The following is an 18832-nucleotide window of genomic DNA, read 5'->3' as shown; positions in this document are numbered from 1 at the left end:
AGATTTTCAAATAGATCAGTCTAAAAATGAGCGCCGTTTAACAACTTTGAAGGAAAAGCCTTCACCTAAATTCTGTTCTACCGGTAGAATAGACATGAAGGCATGATCGTCGATGCGATCAACAATCCGCCGCATGGTTTGAACTTCTCGGGGACTGATGACACAGTAAATCATTTTGCGCGGGGTACTGGTGAAGGCACCTTGAGCATCCAAGGTCGTAACTCCCCGCTGAAGTTCTTCAATGATGGCAGCGGCGATGGCTTCGTTTTTGTCACTTAAAATCATGATCGCTCTAGCAGCGTATGCGCCAGATAAAGTAAAGTTAACGATCTGAGTGAAGACAAAGGCACACAACAGGGTATACATCATATGAACAATGTCGATATAAATTAATGAAGCGACTAGGACAATCACATCTTGAACTAGTAGACTGCGACCCATTGGCACACCACTTTGTTTTTCAAAAATTCGCGCAATGATATCGGTTCCACCCAGTGTGCCGCCGGAACGATACACCAGACCACAGCCGAAACCACCGGTGATACCAGCTACTACCCCGGCAATGAATAAATCGTGATGAATATTGATGCTGAGTGGAATTTGCTGCCAAACCCATAGCCAAACTGACAACATCATAATCCCAAAGACAGTGTAAATAAACGAGCGGCGGCCTAATAAACGCCACCCAATTAATAAGAGAGGGATGTTGATTGCCAATGTGGTATAGGCTGGATTCCATTGGAATAATGCCCGTAAAATTAAGGAAATGCCGGCGACACCGCCATCAGCTAAGCGGTTAACGATGTTGACATACACTAAGCCAAACGCATACATGGCCGCGCCAACGGCAATAAACAAAAAATCTCGGAGTCGCATTGATTCATCTTGTCGCATAAGGGTCCCCAATCTAGCGCTTGCCAGTTTAATTAACACTAAAGATAGCAGACTAACAAAAGATTGACCATAGTGTCAGCATAGAGAATTTCTGCTAAGATATGACAGAAGCATGATGCGATTATCGAAAAAATAGTTACGTTAATTAGTGAATTTAAATTGAAGATTAATCAATATATAGGAGGCGGTGGTATGCGTTTGGCACAACTACCAGAAGAATTTAAAAACGCTCAGCCCATTCTAACTAAATTAGAATCAGCTGGGTATGAAGCCTACTTCGTGGGTGGTTCGGTTCGCGATACGATCTTAGGCAAACCAATCCATGATGTCGATATCGCCACGAGTGCCTATCCACAAGAGGTTAAGGCCTTATTTAAACGAACGGTCGATACGGGAATTGAACATGGAACTGTCATGGTTTTAGATCACGGCAATGGTTATGAAACAACCACTTTTCGGACCGAATCCGGTTATCAGGATTATCGACGACCTGATGAAGTCACGTTCGTTCGGCAATTAGCTGATGATTTAAAGCGCCGCGATTTTACGATTAACGCCCTTGCACTCAAGCAAGACGGAACAGTCGTGGACTTGTTTCATGGCCTAGATGACCTCGCAGCTAAAATTATTCGGGCGGTCGGCGATCCAGAAGCACGATTCGGTGAAGATGCATTAAGGATGATGCGGGCCGTACGCTTTGCAAGTCAGTTGAACTTTACGATCGAACCACAAACACAAAAAGCAATTAAAGATCATGCGCCACTCTTAAGCAAAATTGCAGTTGAACGTATTCATGAAGAATTCGTCAAAATGATGATTGGTCCGGCCGCCCAACGCGGCCTTAGCTTGATGATTCAAACTAAATTAGCGGATTATTGTCCTGGTTTTATTGGTCATACGATTGATTTATCAACGATTGCCACTTTGCCACATTTGCAAATGACCGACGAGGTCGAAGTTTGGACATTGGTCGCCTTGCATTTAGGGCTTTCCTATCAAGATACGGTCGAATTCTTGCAAGTTTGGAAGACAGCTAATCACATTATTAAAGCAGTGGTAATGGCGTTACATCTAACGTATGCGCAACAGTATCATCGGGTAAAACCACGATTGTTATTTGATCTAGACCCTGGAACCATCCGTGCAGGGACTAATGTTGCCCGCTATAGTGGTTATGGTCCTGAAGATCCCAATCAGTGGCTTGAAGTCTATGATAAGTTGCCGATTCGAAATACCCGTGAATTGGCCATAACGGGGAAAGATCTAATACAGGGTCTAGGTATGACGCCTGGGCCAGCAATTGGTCAGACACTTGATCAATTAGTCGATACGGTACTAGCAGGCGAAGTGAAAAATGATCACGCGGCTTTAGTTGCGCAGGTTATCGAACAGCAAAAATCCGCTAACGCATCAGAATGAAATAACAGGTGATAAGGAAGCTATGCAAACTTTACGAGCAGAAGATTTAACAAGAAATTATGGTGAGAAAACCTTATTTAATCAAGTTTCCTTTTTAATTGGTGAGACTGATCGAATTGGTCTTATTGGAACTAATGGCAGTGGTAAAACTTCCCTGTTGAATACGCTGGCTGGGATCGATCCACAAGACTCAGGTCAGATTGACACGCCGAATGATTACCGAATTAGTTATCTAAAGCAAATACCAGAATTAGATGATCAATTGTCAGTTTTGGACGCCGTCTTCGCCGGCGCTCAACCGGTTTTTGCCACGATTCGGGCTTACGAACAGGCACTTGCTGATTTTGGTGCGCAGCCAAATGATGAAGCTGCGTTGAATCGTTACACGCAGGCAGAAGCAAAAATGAATCAGGAGGATGCTTGGCTTGCTGAAAGTAATGTGAAGACAATTCTAAGTCAATTGCATATTACTGATTTGCATCAACCGGTGGCCACATTATCGGGTGGTCAACGAAAGCGCGTCGGCTTAGCCCAAGTCTTGATTCAGGCGCCTGATCTGTTGTTGTTGGATGAGCCGACGAACCATTTAGACTTTGACTCGATTGATTGGTTACAAAAATATTTAGCAAGTTATCGTGGTGCGGTGCTCGTCGTCACGCATGATCGTTATTTCTTAGACGCCGTGGCAACTCGGATCTTTGAGCTGTCGTTTGGTCAACTGTATGAATACGAAGGTAATTATCAAGCTTTTGTTGCGCAAAAAGCAGATCGGGTCGCCCATGAGTTAGACGCTGACCGTAAGCAAACGCAACTCTATAAAAAAGAGTTGGCGTGGATGCGGACATCGCCACAAGCGCGGGGGACCAAACAGCAAGCCCGTGTGAACCATTTTAACGAGTTGAAAGATAACTTGCACACCGCTCAGACTGATGACGATGTCGACATTAATTTGGGTCAACAGCGGTTGGGTAAAAAAGTCATTAACGTGGAGCACGCAAATTTAGTCCTCGGGCAGCACCAAATTTTGAACGATTTTAATTTGCTCATTCAAGCCCGCGATCGAATTGGGATTACCGGTAAAAACGGTGCAGGTAAGACGTCCTTGTTAAACGTGCTTGCACACAGGTTACCATTGGATAGTGGCACGGTTACCATTGGTGAGACTGTTAAATTAGCGTATTATACCCAGCAAACAGAGCCAATTCCTGGCGACAAGCGCGTGATTAATTATCTTAATGAAGTTGCCGAAACGGTTCGTGATGTCGATGGCAATGAGATTAGCACGACCAATTTGTTAGAACAATTCTTATTCCCACGGTTCATGCATGGTACATTGATCCGTAAATTGTCAGGTGGTGAGAAGCGTCGGTTATACTTACTTAAATTACTCATGAGTCAACCAAATGTGTTATTTTTAGATGAGCCAACCAACGATTTGGATATTGGTACATTAACTGTCTTAGAAGATTATTTAAGTCATTTTGCGGGCACTGTTATCACGGTATCCCATGATCGTTACTTCTTAGACAAAGTGGCCGATCAATTGTTGATTTTTGACGGTCATGGTCAAATTGAACGCTTTAATGGACGCTTTACAGATTATTTAGTTCGTCAGCAAGCCCAAGTTCAAACGAAGCAGTCGGCACCTTCGACTGCTATTCACACTGATCATCGTGAATCTGGGGCACCGTCGCCAGTATCTGAAAAACACAAACTCACATACAAGGAACAGCAAGAGTGGGATGGAATTGAAGCCAAAATTGATGAGTTGGAGCAGCAAAAGACAACGATTAACCAAGCCATGACAGAAAACGGTTCTGATTATGGTAAATTAGCCGAGCTGCAACATCAGTTTGAAACAGTGGACGCTGATTTGACCACCGCCATGGAACGATGGGAGTATTTGAGCCAGTTTGTTTAGCGACTAATTTAACTACTGATGGATGGAGACGAAAGGGAGCCGCACAATGCTAGAAGATGCCTATTTACAACTAGAACGGTATGTTTATGAGCACGGAAATGTGAAGACAGATCGCACGGGTACAGGAACCAGATCAACATTTGGCTATCAGATGCGCTTTGATCTGAGTGAGGGGTTTCCCTTATTAACGACCAAAAAAGTCCCCTTCGGCCTCATTAAAAGCGAGCTATTGTGGTTCTTACACGGGGATACTAATATCCGCTATTTACTCGAGCATAAAAATCACATTTGGGATGAGTGGGCGTTTCAGCGATATATTGATAGTGATGTATATCAGGGCCCAGATATGACGAATTTTGGTCGGCGAAGCCAATCTGATCCAGATTTTAACATTGCCTATCAGTCAGAGAAAAAACGATTTGATGACCTAATTTTGACTGATGATGCTTTTGCGGCGCGTTTTGGTGAACTCGGGTTGGTTTATGGATCACAATGGCGTAAATGGAAAACATCGACTGGTCAGACGATTGATCAACTCGGGGATGTGATTGAAATGATCAAAACCCATCCAGATTCACGTCGACTGATTGTTTCAGCTTGGAATCCTGAAGATGTGCCAACTATGGCCTTACCACCGTGTCACACGTTGTTCCAATTTTATGTTGCGGACGGAAAGTTATCCTGTCAGCTGTATCAACGATCAGGAGATATTTTCTTAGGCGTGCCATTTAATATTGCTAGTTATGCCCTGCTAACCTCAATGATTGCCAAAGAGTGTCATTTGGAAGTTGGCGAATTTGTGCACACGTTAGGCGACGCCCATATTTATTTGAACCACTTAGACCAAGTTGCTGAACAGTTGTCACGTACACCTAAGGCGGCGCCGACATTATGGCTTAACGACGATAAAGAGAGTATTTTTGATTACGATATGAAAGATATTAAAGTTGAAAATTATGATCCATTACCGGCGATTAAAGCTCCTGTCGCTGTTTAAAGCAAGGAGGCGGGGCAATGTTAACATTAATTTGGGCCGAAGATGAAAACCACGTGATTGGAAACCAAGGTAAGTTGCCTTGGCATTTACCCGCTGACGCACGATTTTTCCGCCAGCAAACAACTGGTCAGACTGTGATTATGGGTAAACAAACCTTTTTATCAATTGGCCGGCCACTGCCAAAACGGACCAATGTGGTGCTTTCAGCGACGTTATCGGCGCCAGCTGGCGTGCTTTTGATGCGTAACCTAGCCATGTTGAAGCAATACTTGCGACAGCATCACAATGAGCAATTGTTTGTTATCGGCGGTGTCCGACTATACCAAGCCCTGATGCCACAAGCGGATCGTTTACTCGTTACCCGCATTGATGCATCCTTTAGTGGTGATACCAAAATGCCAACGATTGATGCTGCTGATTGGCATTTAACAAACGTGGATGTCCATCCAGTGGACGATCAGAACGTTTGGCCATATCGGTTTGAAACTTATGAACGCATTTAATTCTAAACCTGAATCGGTAACGCCCGCGCCAATGCAAATAAGACATTGGTGCGGGCGTTTGACGTTGACGACTATGCATATAACAAAACTGAGAAATACATTAAAATGGTTCCCAGCATCACGAACAGGTGCCAGATCACATGTCCGAACGGAATGTCTTGAAAACTATAAATGATAGCGCCAACGGTAAATGCAACGCCGCCACTGACTAATAACCAGAATCCGGTCGGGCCTAAACCATGATAGAGTTGGGGAAAGGCAAGGGCGCACATCCAGCCCATGACCACGTAAATGACGGTTGAAATAACGTTATAGCGGCCTAGCCACAGTGCTTTGTAGATGACGCCACAGATAGCCATCAGGACAATCACACTGAGAATCCACCAACCCTTAGCACCACCAATTACTAGCAGGCAATAAGGGGTATAAGTGCCTGCGATGAGTAGATAGATTGCACTATGGTCGAAAATTTGAAAGAGGTGTTTGGCGCGAGTAAAAATCAAGGCGTGAAACAGGGTAGAGGCTAAATAGAACAAGACAAGAATACTGCCATAAATGGCAAAGGTTGTCACACGTAAGGATGAACCGGTATGAACAGCACGAACGACTAAAATAACGAGACCAGCAATGGCTAAGCCGAAGCCGATACCGTGAGTGGTCGCATTAAAAATTTCATTTACGATTTCATAGGCACGTGAATGTACAGGGTGTTCCATAAGTTGCCTCCAAAAAATTGATGCGTTTTATTTTCTTGTGAAATGTCAAAGATAACCCATAAAATGTGAGAAGTCTGAAAAGTGTCAGAAAATTTGGTATACTGATCGTACTAATTGTTTCGTAGTTTTCATTGTAGCACGGCATGGAATACAGTGAAGATTGCAGGGAGAAAGCGTGGGATTAATTGTTATGCCGAATGTAAAAATCGTTACTGATTCTTCAGCGGGGTTAACTGAAGCGGAAATCAGCCAGTATGATATCGCGATCATCCCACTCTCAGTCATGATCGATGGTACCGTTTATGTAGAACGAGAGACGATCACTAATGAAGAGTTTATGACGAAAATGGTCGCTGCTAAAGCGTTACCAAAAACTAGTCAACCGCCATTAGGTCGCTTCGTGGAAGTATTTGATCAATTGGGAGCAGATGGATCACCAGTTTTAAGCATCAATATGATGGCCTCTATTTCTGGTACAGTGGAGGCCGCTCGGCAGGCTGCCCAGCTTTCTAGTAGCGACGTAACCGTGCTCGACTCACAAACGACAGACCGCGGTTTAGCTTTTCAGGTACTGGCCGCGGCTAAATTAGCAGCTACTGGTGCCAGTCTGGATGAGGTCATTTCGGAAACAGTCAACGTTCGTGATCATTCACGGCTATTCATGGGCGTGATTAAGTTGGATAATTTAGTTGCTGGTGGTCGCATCAGTCGGGCTGTTGGTTTGGTCTCTAACTTATTAAATATTAAAGTAGGCCTGGAAGTCATCAAAGGCCAAATTGAAGTAACGACAAAAGGCCGGGGTATGAAAACGATCACCAAATTTTTAAACGAAGCGTATGCCGATATGCAGGCGGCTGGACATGTCGCCAGTGTCGGGATCTCTCATGCGGGTGCGCCGGACACGGCTAATCAAATTGCCGAGCATGTTAGACAACTCTTTCCAGATGTGCCAATTGTGGTTCGTCAAACGGCCTCGATTATTTCAACCCATGCTGGTCAAGGGGCTTTCGCGCTGATGTATTATACTGATTAATCGGCAGAAATTCTGGCGCAAACAAACTTAACATGATTCAAGAGGTTGAGCGAGATCGTGAATCACTAGCGGTCAGGGCTTAACCTTTTTTAAAACAACCGCTGGCGGGAGGGTATTTATGAAACGATTTAAAATCTTAATTACCACATTACTAGTTGTTGCAACGGCGGTGGCGGGTTTAGCGTCTTGGTGGCTATTTCAGAGTAACCAAGTTTCGATTAATGCACAGACACGTCCTTCAACAATGAAAAAGATTCGTAAACGACCGGCTAAGTCCAAATCAGTTCGTTTAGTTGCTTTAGGCGATTCATTAACCCAAGGAGTTGGCGATCAACGTAAACAAGGTGGTTATGTTGGGCAAATTCGACAACAACTCATTAAAAAAGACCATTTAGCGGTGACAACTAGTAACTATGGTAAGGCCGGCGATCGCTCGGACCAAATTCAGGCCCGTTTAACGGCTTCCAGTGCAATGCAGAAGAAGGTAAAATCTGCTGATGCGATCGTGATGACGGTGGGCGGTAACGACCTGATGCAAGGCTTTCAAGCAGCGACAGCTGATGGCTCAACTAGCATCGCAAAAATGGATACTGCAGTCGCCAATACACAGCGGACTTATGCTGCTAAATTGACCAGTCTGCTGACGCAGGTTCGATCGTTAAATCCAACCGCTCCGATCTTTTTGTTTAGTATCTACAATCCAGTGTATGTTTACTTTGCGAACGTGCCGCAGCTCAATGTTTATATCAACGAATTTAATCAAACGACAAAATCAGTTGGTAAGCCGTTTGCCCGGTTGTATTTTATGGACATTAACCAGCGCTTGTCTTACGGACAATTTGATACGGTCGAGAAGCGCGCCGCCCTTGCAACCAAAGATGCACAAGTGAATAAGAATGGTGTTAATGGTCAAACGGTTGAAAAATCGCTGATGACGAATCCAGATGGCGAATTGAATAAATATCTGTCACCAGCAGATCATTTTCATCCAAATTACACCGGTTATACACAAATGACCAACGTATTGTATAAAACAATGCAGCAGCATCAACAATGGCGCCCATAAAATAAAGGAGAGTCTCACGTGGCACAAAGAAGTCAACAAGCGTCACCCCAAAAAACACATTCGCATAACGGTTGGCGCACAGCAACTTTGATTCTGGCGGGATTGATGATCATCATTGGTTTATGGGTTGGTTTTGAAGCGACGGCCCCAATTTCCCAACCAGTGGAAGTTACACAACCAGTCCAGCAATCTAACGCAACATTTCAGGTACAATTGAATACCAAACAGGTGAATGCGTTGGCCGATTATTACATTAACCATACTAAGAATAACAAGTACAATTACCGATTTGTTATTAACAAACACGCGATGTTATATGGAAAAACCAAATTTCTGGGGGCTAATCTGACGTATGGTTTGATTATGGATCCAACGGTCACAAAGCAAGGCAACATTAAGTTGCATGCCACAAGGATGGCCATAGGTCGATTGCCTTTACCGGTTCATTTCGTGATGACATTTGTGGCGCGCCATTACCAATTTCCTAAGGGTGTCACTGCTGATGCCAAAAACAATACGGTCAACCTTGATTTAGGTAAAATCGGACCTAAACGATCGCTAACTGTCCGCGCTGAAACATTGGATGTTAATAGTGGTACGTATATCTTTAAAGCGGGCATTCCACAAGCAGCTTTTAATAAAGAGGTTAAGTAACAATTTTTTCATGAAAGGAGTTTTCATGCGACGTAGCTTTTATCAGTTCTTGATGACGAAAAGAAATCCATCCAGTTATGAGCCTGTTGCCCAATTTGCCAATAATGCGTTTTTAGATCAAGCATTTCCAAAACAAGCAACGAATTTTGATGATTTATCACGATATTTTGAATTAAATGGTAATTATTTACCAAGTATGGATGTGTTTGATGATGCGTGGCATCAATACTTAGAGTCGGAAATGTAAAGAGGGAAAGTAGGTGCAGTGATGGCGCAGATTCAGTGGTTCCCTGGTCATATGGCCAAAGCCCTTCGACAACTACGAGAAAATTTAAAAGTCATCGACATCGTGTTTGAATTAGTCGATGCACGGATTCCAGAATCTTCTAGAAATCCGGAGCTAGACGAGATCGTAGCTAATAAACCGCGGTTATTAATTTTAGAAAAAAGCGATTTGGCTGATCCACGTCAGACAGCAGCCTGGCTGCGTTATTATCAAGCGCATCACCAACCTGCGATAGCTGTCGATGTCAACGATCGTAAATTGGTTGGTGACCTCACTAAAGCGGCGCGTCAAGTTTTGAAAGTTCAGCAAGCACATGCCGCCGAAAAAGGGATTCAATCACGGGTCATCCGTGCCGTGGTTGCTGGCATCCCCAACGTTGGTAAATCCACGTTGCTCAATCGATTAGTTAATAAAAAAGTGGCGATTACTGGCGATCGTCCCGGTGTGACCAAAAAGCAGCAATGGCTAAAGGCGGGCAATGACTTGCAACTGTTGGATACTCCAGGAATTTTATGGCCTAAATTTGAGGACCCGCAAGTGGGACAAAAATTAGCCTTAACCGGAGCAATTAAGGATGCATTATTTGCTAAGGATGATATTGCCTTGACGGCAATTGAATTTATGCGCTCTCAAGATCAGTTGACTCGTTTAACTGATCGGTATCATTTAAGTACCCAGGAACTTGACGCGACAAATGTTGATGTTTTGCTCGCCATCACCCACCGTCTCGGATTTAAAGATGATTACGATCGCGGCAGTGAACGACTTATTTTTGATTTGCGAAAGGGAAAAATTGGTCGGTTTACATTTGATACAGTACCAACAATGACACAAGGAGCCGCAGATGATGAGTGACTCGGAAACCGATAAACACAAGACAATCGCCCAAATTAAAGCACAGCTAGACCAGATTACGGCGCTGGATGATCCGCAGTTGGTAGCATTATATCAAGATCCTCGTAAAGGTGTTCAACGTTATTTAACGGTCACCAAACACCGGCTGGAAATGACAATTCAAGCGCAGACGCAGTTCGAAGAGCACTGGTTATTGGAACGGATGGCTTGGTCTAAAGGGCGTCAGCATGTCGTCGGTATTGACGAAGTTGGTCGTGGACCACTGGCCGGCCCCGTTGTAACGTGCGCGATTGAATTACCGACTGATTTTAATTTAACTGCTGTCAATGACTCTAAACAATTATCGGCAGCAACCCGTGAAGTCTTATATCCGCAGATTTTAGCGCAGTGTCGTCAGGTCAGTATTGGCGTAGCTTCACCCCAAAAAATTGATGAGTTAAATATTTATCAGGCAACACGTGTCGCTATGCGAGATGCTGTGTTGTCATTAGCACAGACGCCAGATCAATTATTGATTGATGCCATGCAAATCGATGTGCCAATCCCACAAGAAAAGTTGATCAAAGGTGATGCCCGTTCTGTCAGCATTGGTGCGGCCAGCATCGTGGCCAAAGTTTATCGCGATCATTTGATGTCTTTATATGATCGCGTTTATCCTGGTTATCATTTCCAACAAAATGATGGCTATGGGACTAAAGCGCATTTACAGGCGATCGATGATCTTGGTGTAACGCCAATTCATCGTCGTTCCTTTAGTCCAGTTGCCAAAGCCTTGCGGTAGCAAGTCGAATAAAATTCAGTTAAGACTGACAATCGTTGAAAGGTCAGTCTTATTTGTTTTTTTTTGATTTTTTTTAGGTGGTTTAACGTATGTTTTGATACAGCGATCGGCTGAATTCAAGAGTTGGTGGTTCGAAAATAATGAACGATCCATTTGCTTCAAATCGTGATTTTCTCGTTAAATTTCATTTTTTACCCGGCATTGGTTTAGCCAAACGGCGTCAATTATGGGCCTACTTACGTTCACATATCGATACAAGGCTAACTTTGGCTCGAGTGGCTGAAGTTTTAGATTGGTCAACTGATGATTTTCATCAAGCCCAGATCTTTTGGCAATCAGTTAAGCTTGCTAATCAAATTGATCTTAACCAAGCAACCAGCAAAATCACAACAATTTTAGATCCTGATTATCCGCCGTTTTTACGTGAATTGTATGCGGCGCCATTGGTTTTATTTAGTCGCGGAAATTGGCAATTAACGTCTTGCGCTGGCCTAGCCGTGGTGGGCGCCAGAAAAGCGACTGCTTATTCGCGTTTGGCATTAAAAAGACTACTGCCACCATTGTTAACCAAGCAAACACATCCGCCAATTATTTCTGGTTTAGCATCAGGAGTTGACGCGTTTAGTCATCAGTTGGCGATTCAATATGAAACTAGCACAGTGGCAGTGATCGGCACCGGCTTAGATGTGACTTATCCAGCTGCACATCAATCATTACAGGCCGAATTAATGACCCATCAACTGGTAATAAGTGAATACCCACTTGGCACACCGCCAGCTAGATTTCGGTTTCCTGAGCGCAACCGAATCATTGCTGGTTTATCCCAGGCTGTATTAGTGACGGAGGCAGCGCAACATTCGGGCAGCCTGATTACGGCCAACATTGCGTTGCAAGAAAATCGCAATGTATTAGCCGTCCCTGGCCGTATCACCGATCCACTCTCGCAAGGTTGTAATGCGTTGATTTCAGCTGGAGCCACCCCGATTACAACTGCCACTGAATTAATGGCTGAGCTACGTGATGAGTGAATGACGATGAAGTAAATTCACCAATAATATAGAAGAAAAATAGAATAAAATTTTTGACTTAATTTGCAAAACTATGGCATGATTTCACTTAAAATTTAGTTCTGGCCATTCTGAAATTCTTGACAGAAGTTAGGTCGGTGACGTATGGTGATTTAGATTTGACTGTAAAAGCACGTCAAATAGACTGAAGAAGTAGTCATGATTCATAAATGAATTTTAAAAAGGAGTGGCCTAATGGCGACGTCTAAAACCAAATCAAAAGTTAAAAAAAATTTGGTCATCGTCGAATCTCCATCTAAAGCAAAGACGATTGAAAAGTATCTTGGCCGGAACTATAAAGTAGTTGCCAGCAAGGGACACATTCGTGATTTACCGAAATCTCAGATGGGTGTCGATGTTGATCATAATTATGAACCGCATTATATTTCTATTCGTGGTAAAGGCGATACAATCAAGGAATTACGTAAAGACGCGAAGAATGCTAAACGTATCTACCTCGCTTCTGACCCGGATCGTGAAGGAGAAGCCATTGCGTGGCACTTATCACATCTGTTAAATCTAGATCCGAAAGAGAAGAATCGAGTCGTCTTTAATGAGATCACTAAAGACACCGTGAAAAATGCGTTTAAGGAGCCGCGGGATATCGATATGGCTCTAGTCGATGCTCAGCAGGCGCGTCGTGTGTTAGATCGCCTGGTTGGTTATTCCATTTCCCCAATTCTGTGGAAAAAGGTTAAAAAAGGGTTATCTGCGGGTCGAGTCCAGAGTGTCGCATTAGCGCTGATTATTAAACGTGAAGAAGAAATTAAGGCCTTTAAGCCAGTAGAGTACTGGTCAATTGATTCTGAATTTGCAAAGGGTCGGGCAAAGTTTGCTGCTAGCTTTTTTGGAACTCATGGTAAAAAGGCTGATCTAAAAGACAATGCGGCTGTTCAAGCTGTTTTAAAACAACTTGATCAAAAAGCTCTGTTTAACATAACGGACGTGACACGTAAAGAGCGTCGACGTTTGCCACAGCCACCATTTACGACATCCACGATGCAGCAGGCTGCCAATCGGCAATTAAACTATCGAACTCGTAAGACCATGATGGCCGCCCAGCAACTGTATGAAGGAATTAACATTGGTAAAGGCGGTAGCGTTGGGTTAATCACCTATATGCGGACTGATTCCACGCGGATTGCTCATGTGGCAAAGCAAGAGGCTTCACAGTATATTCACGAAAAGTTTGGTGGTGAATATGCCGCGGTCAAACCGGTTAAGGGTAAATTGCCTGAAGGGGCACAAGACGCCCATGAAGCGGTTCGCCCCACTAGCGTTTTTCGGACACCAGCTGAGATGAAGCAATATTTAACCAAGGATCAATTCCGTTTGTATCAGCTAATTTGGAATCGATTCGTGGCCTCACAGATGACGGCAGAAGTATCGGACACGATGACCGTGACCATTGATCAAAATGATGTTCAATTTCGGGCTAATGGTTCAAAAGTGAAGTTTGCTGGATTTGCGAAAGTTTACAAGCAGGCTGCTGATAAAGACAATGTCCTACCTGACCTGGAGGTTGGTGATACGGTCAAGATGACCAAGAATGACCCCCAACAACACTTTACTCAACCACCGGCACGTTATTCCGAAGCTAACCTCATTCATGCGCTTGAAGAAAATGGGGTTGGTCGACCATCGACATACGCACCGACGTTGGATACCATTCAACGGCGCAATTACGTTAAGTTGGATGCACGCCGTTTTGTCCCAACAGAACTTGGTGAGATTGTTAACAACGTTATTGTTGATTTTTTCCCTGATATTGAAAACGTCGAATTTACAGCAGGCCTGGAAAAGCGTTTGGATGGAATTGAAAAGGGCTCGGAAGAATGGGTCAAAGTTGTCGATTCATTCTTCAAGCCATTTTCAACAGAAGTTCAAAAAGCTGAAGCCAACATGGAGAAAATCAAAATCAAAGATGAACCGGCTGGTTTTGATTGTGATATTTGTGGCGCACCCATGGTGGTTAAAATGGGCCGTTATGGCAAATTCTTTGCTTGTTCACGTTTTCCAGATTGTCGGAACACGAAAGCAATTGTTAAAGAAATTGGTGTCATTTGTCCTAAGTGCCATGAAGGGCAGATCATTGAGCGTAAATCCAAGCGTAACCGGATCTTCTATGGTTGCTCGCGATTCCCGGATTGTGATTTTGTCTCGTGGGATAAACCAATCGGTCGTGATTGTCCTAAAGATGGCCATTTTCTTGTTGAAAAGAAGGTCAAGGGCGGCAAACAAGTGGTTTGTCCAAATGGCGATTATGAAGAAGCTGTGCAAAAATAAGCACCATCAAATATGTTGGCTTAATCAAGCAGCTGCTCGCCTTTTGACGAACAGCTGCTTTTGATTCTTCTGACTGTTAGGTGACATGTTTAATAAAGTAGCCTACAATACAAATTGTATCCGCTTAAGTCGTTTAAAAATATGCACATATGAGAAAGAGGTTTTCAGCATGGAATCGACGCCCACTGTTAACGTAATTGGGGCCGGGTTAGCCGGCAGTGAAGCAGCTTATCATCTTGCAAAAATGGGTGTACCAGTACGCCTATATGAGATGCGTCCAACTAAATTGACCCCAGCGCACGAAACAGGTAATTTTGCCGAGTTAGTTTGTACAAACTCTTTACGAGCCAATCAAATTAGTAACGCGGCCGGTTTGTTAAAAGAAGAAATGCGCCGTTTGAACTCTGTTGTTTTGCGTTCTGCTGATGCTAATGCTGTGCCTGCTGGCGGAGCGTTGGCTGTTGATCGCCAACCTTTTGCAGAACAAATTACCGCCGAAGTTAAGGCATTACCTAATGTCACGGTTATCAGTGGTGAGGTCACGGAAATTCCCGCTGGTATCACGGTTGTTGCCACTGGGCCATTAACTGCTGGTCCTTTAGCGAAAGCCATAACAGATTTTACTGGTGAAGATGACTTACATTTCTTTGACGCAGCGGCGCCAATTTTAAATAAAGAGTCGCTTGATTTAGATACTGTTTATCTGAAATCTCGTTATGATAAAGGCGAAGCTTCTTATTTGAATGCACCGATGGATGAAGAACAGTACAATGTCTTCTATGAGGCCCTTATTCATGCTGAAACAGCGGAGGTCCATGACTTCGAGGATAATGATGTCTTCGAAGGTTGTATGCCCGTTGAAGTGATGGCTAAACGTGGTCGACAGACCTTACTTTATGGGCCACTAAAACCAGTTGGCTTAGAGGACCCTCGAACAGGCAAGCGACCATTTGCGGTAGTTCAACTGCGACAGGATAATGCGGCAGGAAATTTATACAATATTGTTGGGTTTCAAACCCATTTAAAATGGGGTGAGCAAAAACGTGTATTTCGACTCATCCCCGGTTTAGAACAAGCGACATTTGTTCGCTATGGCGTCATGCACCGGAATTCTTTCTTGAAATCACCAAAGTTGTTACAGGCAACTTATCAGACCCAGCAAAGAGCGGATTTGTTTTTTGCGGGTCAGATGACCGGGGTGGAAGGATATATTGAAAGTGCAGCTTCTGGGATTGTTGCTGGTATTAACGCTGGTCGATTGGCACTAGGTCAAGAACCAATCATTTTTCCGGAAACAACGATGATTGGTGCAATGGCACACTACATTACTTCCGCAGACGCTGATCGATTCCAACCGATGAATGCTAATTTTGGAATCGTCCCAAGTCTGCCACAACGAATCCGCGATAAACGAGAACGGAACACAGCAGTTGCCAAGCGGGCTTTATCAGTGCTTGATGACTTCTTACCAAAGATTGGCATGACCTTTGATACCAATGATACTGCGATGACCCTCCTTAATTAGGACTGATTCATCGCTTGTCAAGCCCTTGCTAATTTGCTAACGTAGCAACTAGCGAGGGTTTTATCATGAAAGAAAAACAATTCCCGTCAGCGGCTAGTTGGCGGGATCTCTTTTTAGAATATCTCCGTGTTGAACGACGGTACTCTAGTCATACAATTGACGCTTATCGACGGGATATTGATGAATTTTTTGATTTTTTACAGGCTACCGGTGAGTTGCCAACTCAAGCTGCCATGGACGCCTTGGATCACTTAGATATTCGTGTATACTTAAGCGAGTTATACGATCAACAAGATGCTCGGCGGACAACGGCTCGCAAGTTGTCCTCATTGCGCTCTTTTTTTAATTTTCTCGTTAAGAATGATTTAGTGCATGACAATCCGTTTGTTTATATCAATCTAAAACAACAACCGGAAGCATTGCCAGAATATTTGTACGATGATGAGATCACAACGTTGTTGAATACAGCCAGTGGCGATGGAACTAAGCCGTTACAATTTCGAGATCGGGCACTTCTAGAAATGCTGTATGCGACTGGTATGCGCGTATCTGAATGTGCTGAATTAACGTACGCGCAGTTGGATCAGCCAAATTTAATGGTCTTAGTTCGTGGGAAAGGTGACAAAGAACGTTATGTGCCATTTGGACACTTTGCGGCGACGGCTTTAACAACCTATGAGCAACAATGTCGTACGCCACTCATGACCAAATACCACCGAAAGCACGATCGGGTCTTCATCAATCGGCTGGGTAATCCTTTAACAGCGGGCGGAATTGAGTATATTCTTAAACAGGTCATGCAGCGTAGTCACTTACCAGGATCACTTCATCCCCATATGTTGCGGCACTCGTTTGCAACTCAGCTGTTAAATGGTGGTGCTGATTTGCGGACAGTTCAGGAATTACTGGGACATTCAAGCCTGTCAACGACTCAAATATACACTCATGTTAGTCAGGCTAAGCTTCAGGAAAATTATCGTAACTTTTTCCCGCGCGCAGTCGACCATGGTCAAGGCGGTCCCAACGACCCTAAGCAGTGACGCGATCACATCACGCTCGAAGATAAGCCAGCTTGATTTAAAATTGGAGGTTAGAACATGATTACGTTAAAAAACGCTGCATTACGCGTCACCGTCAATGAACTTGGCGCTGAGTTGACCAGTGTCCGTGATATTGAGTCAAATACAGAATACTTGTGGCAGGCAGATCCATTGTTTTGGGGTCGACACGCTCCCGTACTGTTTCCAATTGTGGGTCGGCTTCATAACGATCAGTATCAATTTAATGATCATACGTATCATATGACCCAACATGGTTTTGCTCGCGATCAGGATTTTTTAGTAACCAGTCAGAGCCAAACGAGTGTCACGCTTACGTTAAAAGATAACGACGAGACGCGAGCGCAATATCCATTTTCTTTTCAATTGGATGTGATGTATAGTTTGCTGGAGCGTCAGGTGAGTGTTGAATATCGCGTTGTTAATCCTGGCCACGAACCGTTGCTCTTTTCAATTGGTGGTCATCCAGGCTTCAATATTCCAATGGGGGCCACGACTGGAACCTTTAAGGATTACACAATCTCGGCTACACCAGCGCAACTATATCCTTCCCTAACGTTGGCAGGTCCATTTAGTGATGTCGAAAATCCAACGACCATCAATTTGGAGCGGCCTTTGCAGTTGAATCATAACCTCTTTGAACATGATGCCAAGATTTTAGAGCTCGGTCAGCAGGAAACCACGCTAACATTGACCTCAAATCTAAACGAACGTGGCGTGGCTATGACACTACAGAATGCGGACTATGTGGGGATCTGGTCGCCATTTCCGCAGAAGGCACCATTTGTCTGTATCGAACCATGGTGGGGTATCGCTGATGCCGTGAATAGTGATGGTCAACTTGAACACAAATTCGGTATTCATCAATTAGTTCCCCAATCAATGTTTAACGCGGACTTCAGTCTTGAATTTTTCTAAATTAAATAATTGGTATAAAAAGACGTTTGCTAACGGTTTAAAAACCGCCAGTAAACGTCTTTACCTGTCGTCAAAGTTTGAAATTTATTTTTTGTTGGCTGAGGTTGGTTTCTGGTCAGTTGGTTCGGCGTGATCGTCTGTTTCAGCGGACTTTTGTGGATGCTTTTGCCGATAATGATAGTAGCAGCCAAATGGAACAAGATTTTCCGTGCGTGCCATGATTCGATCGATATTAGCGCGGTGTCGATAAAAGATGAACAGGGTCAAAATGAAAGCGACGGTGGTCAAAATGCCATCATGTAACAATAGCGAGGTAAATGTGATAATGGTCATCGCCCCCATTGATGCCACGGAGACCATACTTGAAAGGTAGACTAAGCTGGCAAAGATAGCGCTGGCAAATAAGAAAAAGGGGAAATTATAACCGGCTAGAATACCAGCACTCGTCGCCACAGCCTTGCCGCCCTTGAAGCCGTCGAAGACAGAGTAGGTATTACCTAAAATAGCTGCTAGTCCAATGAGTAACCCGTTGACGGGCCAACCGTGAATCATTGGTGCACCAAAAAAGGCGACTTGACCTGAAGCAAGGGCACCCTTCAAAATATCTAATGCCATCACAGCTGTCCCAGCTGTTCTTCCCAACACGCGATAAGTGTTAGTTGTCCCAATATTGCCGGAGCCTTCTTGACGTATATCTTTATGGAAAAAAAGTTTGCCAACCCACATTCCCGATGGTATCGCTCCAAGGAGGTAGGCAATGAATAGCATAGTGAGTAGTTTTACCATGATTATCTTCCTTCGCTCGAACTGAATGGCTTACATTTTAGCATGAACCGAAAGGTGTGACCAGCTT

At 44.0% G+C, this 18832-nt stretch carries 18 protein-coding genes; 15 read left to right on the top strand and 3 right to left on the bottom strand.

Annotation, left to right across the window (positions count from 1 at the left end; genetic code table 11):
- Positions 1 to 15 precede the first annotated feature (15 nt).
- Positions 16 to 894 carry a YitT family protein gene (locus tag ACYQ0Y_RS01885; protein WP_407882338.1) on the bottom strand — a complete coding sequence of 293 codons (879 nt, stop codon included), beginning with the start codon at positions 892 to 894 and terminating at the stop codon, positions 16 to 18.
- A gap of 192 nt (positions 895 to 1086) precedes the next feature.
- Between ACYQ0Y_RS01885 and ACYQ0Y_RS01880 the strand changes: the two genes are divergently transcribed.
- From ACYQ0Y_RS01880 to ACYQ0Y_RS01865, 4 genes are read left to right on the top strand one after another with little or no spacing between them, the layout of a single operon-like run.
- Positions 1087 to 2313 carry a CCA tRNA nucleotidyltransferase gene (locus tag ACYQ0Y_RS01880; protein ID WP_407882337.1) on the top strand — a complete coding sequence of 409 codons (1227 nt, stop codon included), beginning with the start codon at positions 1087 to 1089 and terminating at the stop codon, positions 2311 to 2313.
- Between the two features lie 22 nt (positions 2314 to 2335).
- Positions 2336 to 4234 (top strand): ABC-F family ATP-binding cassette domain-containing protein, encoded by a 1899-nt coding sequence (locus tag ACYQ0Y_RS01875; protein ID WP_407882336.1) that lies wholly within the window; start codon positions 2336 to 2338, stop codon positions 4232 to 4234.
- A gap of 46 nt (positions 4235 to 4280) precedes the next feature.
- Complete coding sequence (locus tag ACYQ0Y_RS01870) at positions 4281 to 5231, top strand: thymidylate synthase (protein WP_407882335.1); 951 nt, start codon at positions 4281 to 4283, stop codon at positions 5229 to 5231.
- Between the two features lie 17 nt (positions 5232 to 5248).
- A complete protein-coding gene (locus ACYQ0Y_RS01865; RefSeq protein WP_407882334.1) occupies positions 5249 to 5734 on the top strand; it encodes a dihydrofolate reductase in 486 nt (161 codons plus the stop codon).
- Between the two features lie 71 nt (positions 5735 to 5805).
- Here the strand turns inward: ACYQ0Y_RS01865 and trhA are convergent, their stop codons facing one another.
- Positions 5806 to 6450 carry a PAQR family membrane homeostasis protein TrhA gene (trhA, locus tag ACYQ0Y_RS01860; protein WP_407882333.1) on the bottom strand — a complete coding sequence of 215 codons (645 nt, stop codon included), beginning with the start codon at positions 6448 to 6450 and terminating at the stop codon, positions 5806 to 5808.
- A 190-nt stretch (positions 6451 to 6640) separates the two neighbouring features.
- On the opposite strand from trhA, the gene ACYQ0Y_RS01855 reads away from it, so the two are divergent.
- The 11 genes from ACYQ0Y_RS01855 (at position 6641) to ACYQ0Y_RS01805 (ending at position 17979) form a co-directional block, all read left to right on the top strand.
- Complete coding sequence (locus ACYQ0Y_RS01855; protein WP_407882332.1) at positions 6641 to 7483, top strand: DegV family protein; 843 nt, start codon at positions 6641 to 6643, stop codon at positions 7481 to 7483.
- Between the two features lie 118 nt (positions 7484 to 7601).
- Positions 7602 to 8549, top strand: coding sequence for an SGNH/GDSL hydrolase family protein (locus ACYQ0Y_RS01850; protein ID WP_407882331.1), 948 nt, complete (start codon positions 7602 to 7604; stop codon positions 8547 to 8549).
- A gap of 18 nt (positions 8550 to 8567) precedes the next feature.
- Positions 8568 to 9203, top strand: a complete 636-nt coding sequence (locus tag ACYQ0Y_RS01845; RefSeq protein WP_407882330.1) for a YpmS family protein — start codon at positions 8568 to 8570, stop codon at positions 9201 to 9203.
- A gap of 25 nt (positions 9204 to 9228) precedes the next feature.
- On the top strand, positions 9229 to 9450 hold the full coding sequence (locus tag ACYQ0Y_RS01840; protein ID WP_407882329.1) for a YozE family protein: 222 nt from the start codon (positions 9229 to 9231) through the stop codon (positions 9448 to 9450).
- Between the two features lie 21 nt (positions 9451 to 9471).
- A complete protein-coding gene (gene ylqF, locus ACYQ0Y_RS01835) occupies positions 9472 to 10344 on the top strand; it encodes a ribosome biogenesis GTPase YlqF (RefSeq protein WP_407882328.1) in 873 nt (290 codons plus the stop codon).
- Positions 10337 to 11125, top strand: coding sequence for a ribonuclease HII (gene rnhB, locus ACYQ0Y_RS01830; RefSeq protein WP_407882327.1), 789 nt, complete (start codon positions 10337 to 10339; stop codon positions 11123 to 11125). Before ylqF ends, rnhB begins: the two co-directional genes overlap by 8 nt.
- A gap of 140 nt (positions 11126 to 11265) precedes the next feature.
- Positions 11266 to 12153: a DNA-processing protein DprA gene (gene dprA, locus ACYQ0Y_RS01825; RefSeq protein WP_407882326.1), complete on the top strand. Its 888-nt coding sequence runs from the start codon at positions 11266 to 11268 to the stop codon at positions 12151 to 12153.
- Between the two features lie 234 nt (positions 12154 to 12387).
- Positions 12388 to 14478 (top strand): type I DNA topoisomerase, encoded by a 2091-nt coding sequence (gene topA, locus ACYQ0Y_RS01820; RefSeq protein ID WP_407882325.1) that lies wholly within the window; start codon positions 12388 to 12390, stop codon positions 14476 to 14478.
- Between the two features lie 169 nt (positions 14479 to 14647).
- Entirely contained in the window at positions 14648 to 16003 is a 1356-nt protein-coding gene (gene trmFO / locus ACYQ0Y_RS01815) for an FADH(2)-oxidizing methylenetetrahydrofolate--tRNA-(uracil(54)-C(5))-methyltransferase TrmFO (protein ID WP_407882324.1), read from the top strand.
- 65 nt (positions 16004 to 16068) lie between these two features.
- Positions 16069 to 17043: a tyrosine recombinase XerC gene (gene xerC / locus ACYQ0Y_RS01810; RefSeq protein ID WP_407882323.1), complete on the top strand. Its 975-nt coding sequence runs from the start codon at positions 16069 to 16071 to the stop codon at positions 17041 to 17043.
- A gap of 57 nt (positions 17044 to 17100) precedes the next feature.
- The gene (locus tag ACYQ0Y_RS01805; protein ID WP_407882322.1) at positions 17101 to 17979 is read left to right on the top strand and encodes an aldose 1-epimerase family protein; all 879 of its coding nucleotides are present in this window, start codon (positions 17101 to 17103) and stop codon (positions 17977 to 17979) included.
- Between the two features lie 84 nt (positions 17980 to 18063).
- On the opposite strand, the gene plsY is transcribed toward ACYQ0Y_RS01805, so the two are convergent.
- Positions 18064 to 18765, bottom strand: coding sequence for a glycerol-3-phosphate 1-O-acyltransferase PlsY (gene plsY, locus ACYQ0Y_RS01800; protein WP_407882321.1), 702 nt, complete (start codon positions 18763 to 18765; stop codon positions 18064 to 18066).
- Between the last annotated feature and the right edge of the window lie 67 nt (positions 18766 to 18832).

The sequence above is a fragment of the Furfurilactobacillus curtus genome (genome assembly GCF_054657915.1).
The sequence above is the reverse complement of the archived record's forward strand: the minus strand, read 5'-3'. Positions and strand labels throughout refer to the sequence as shown.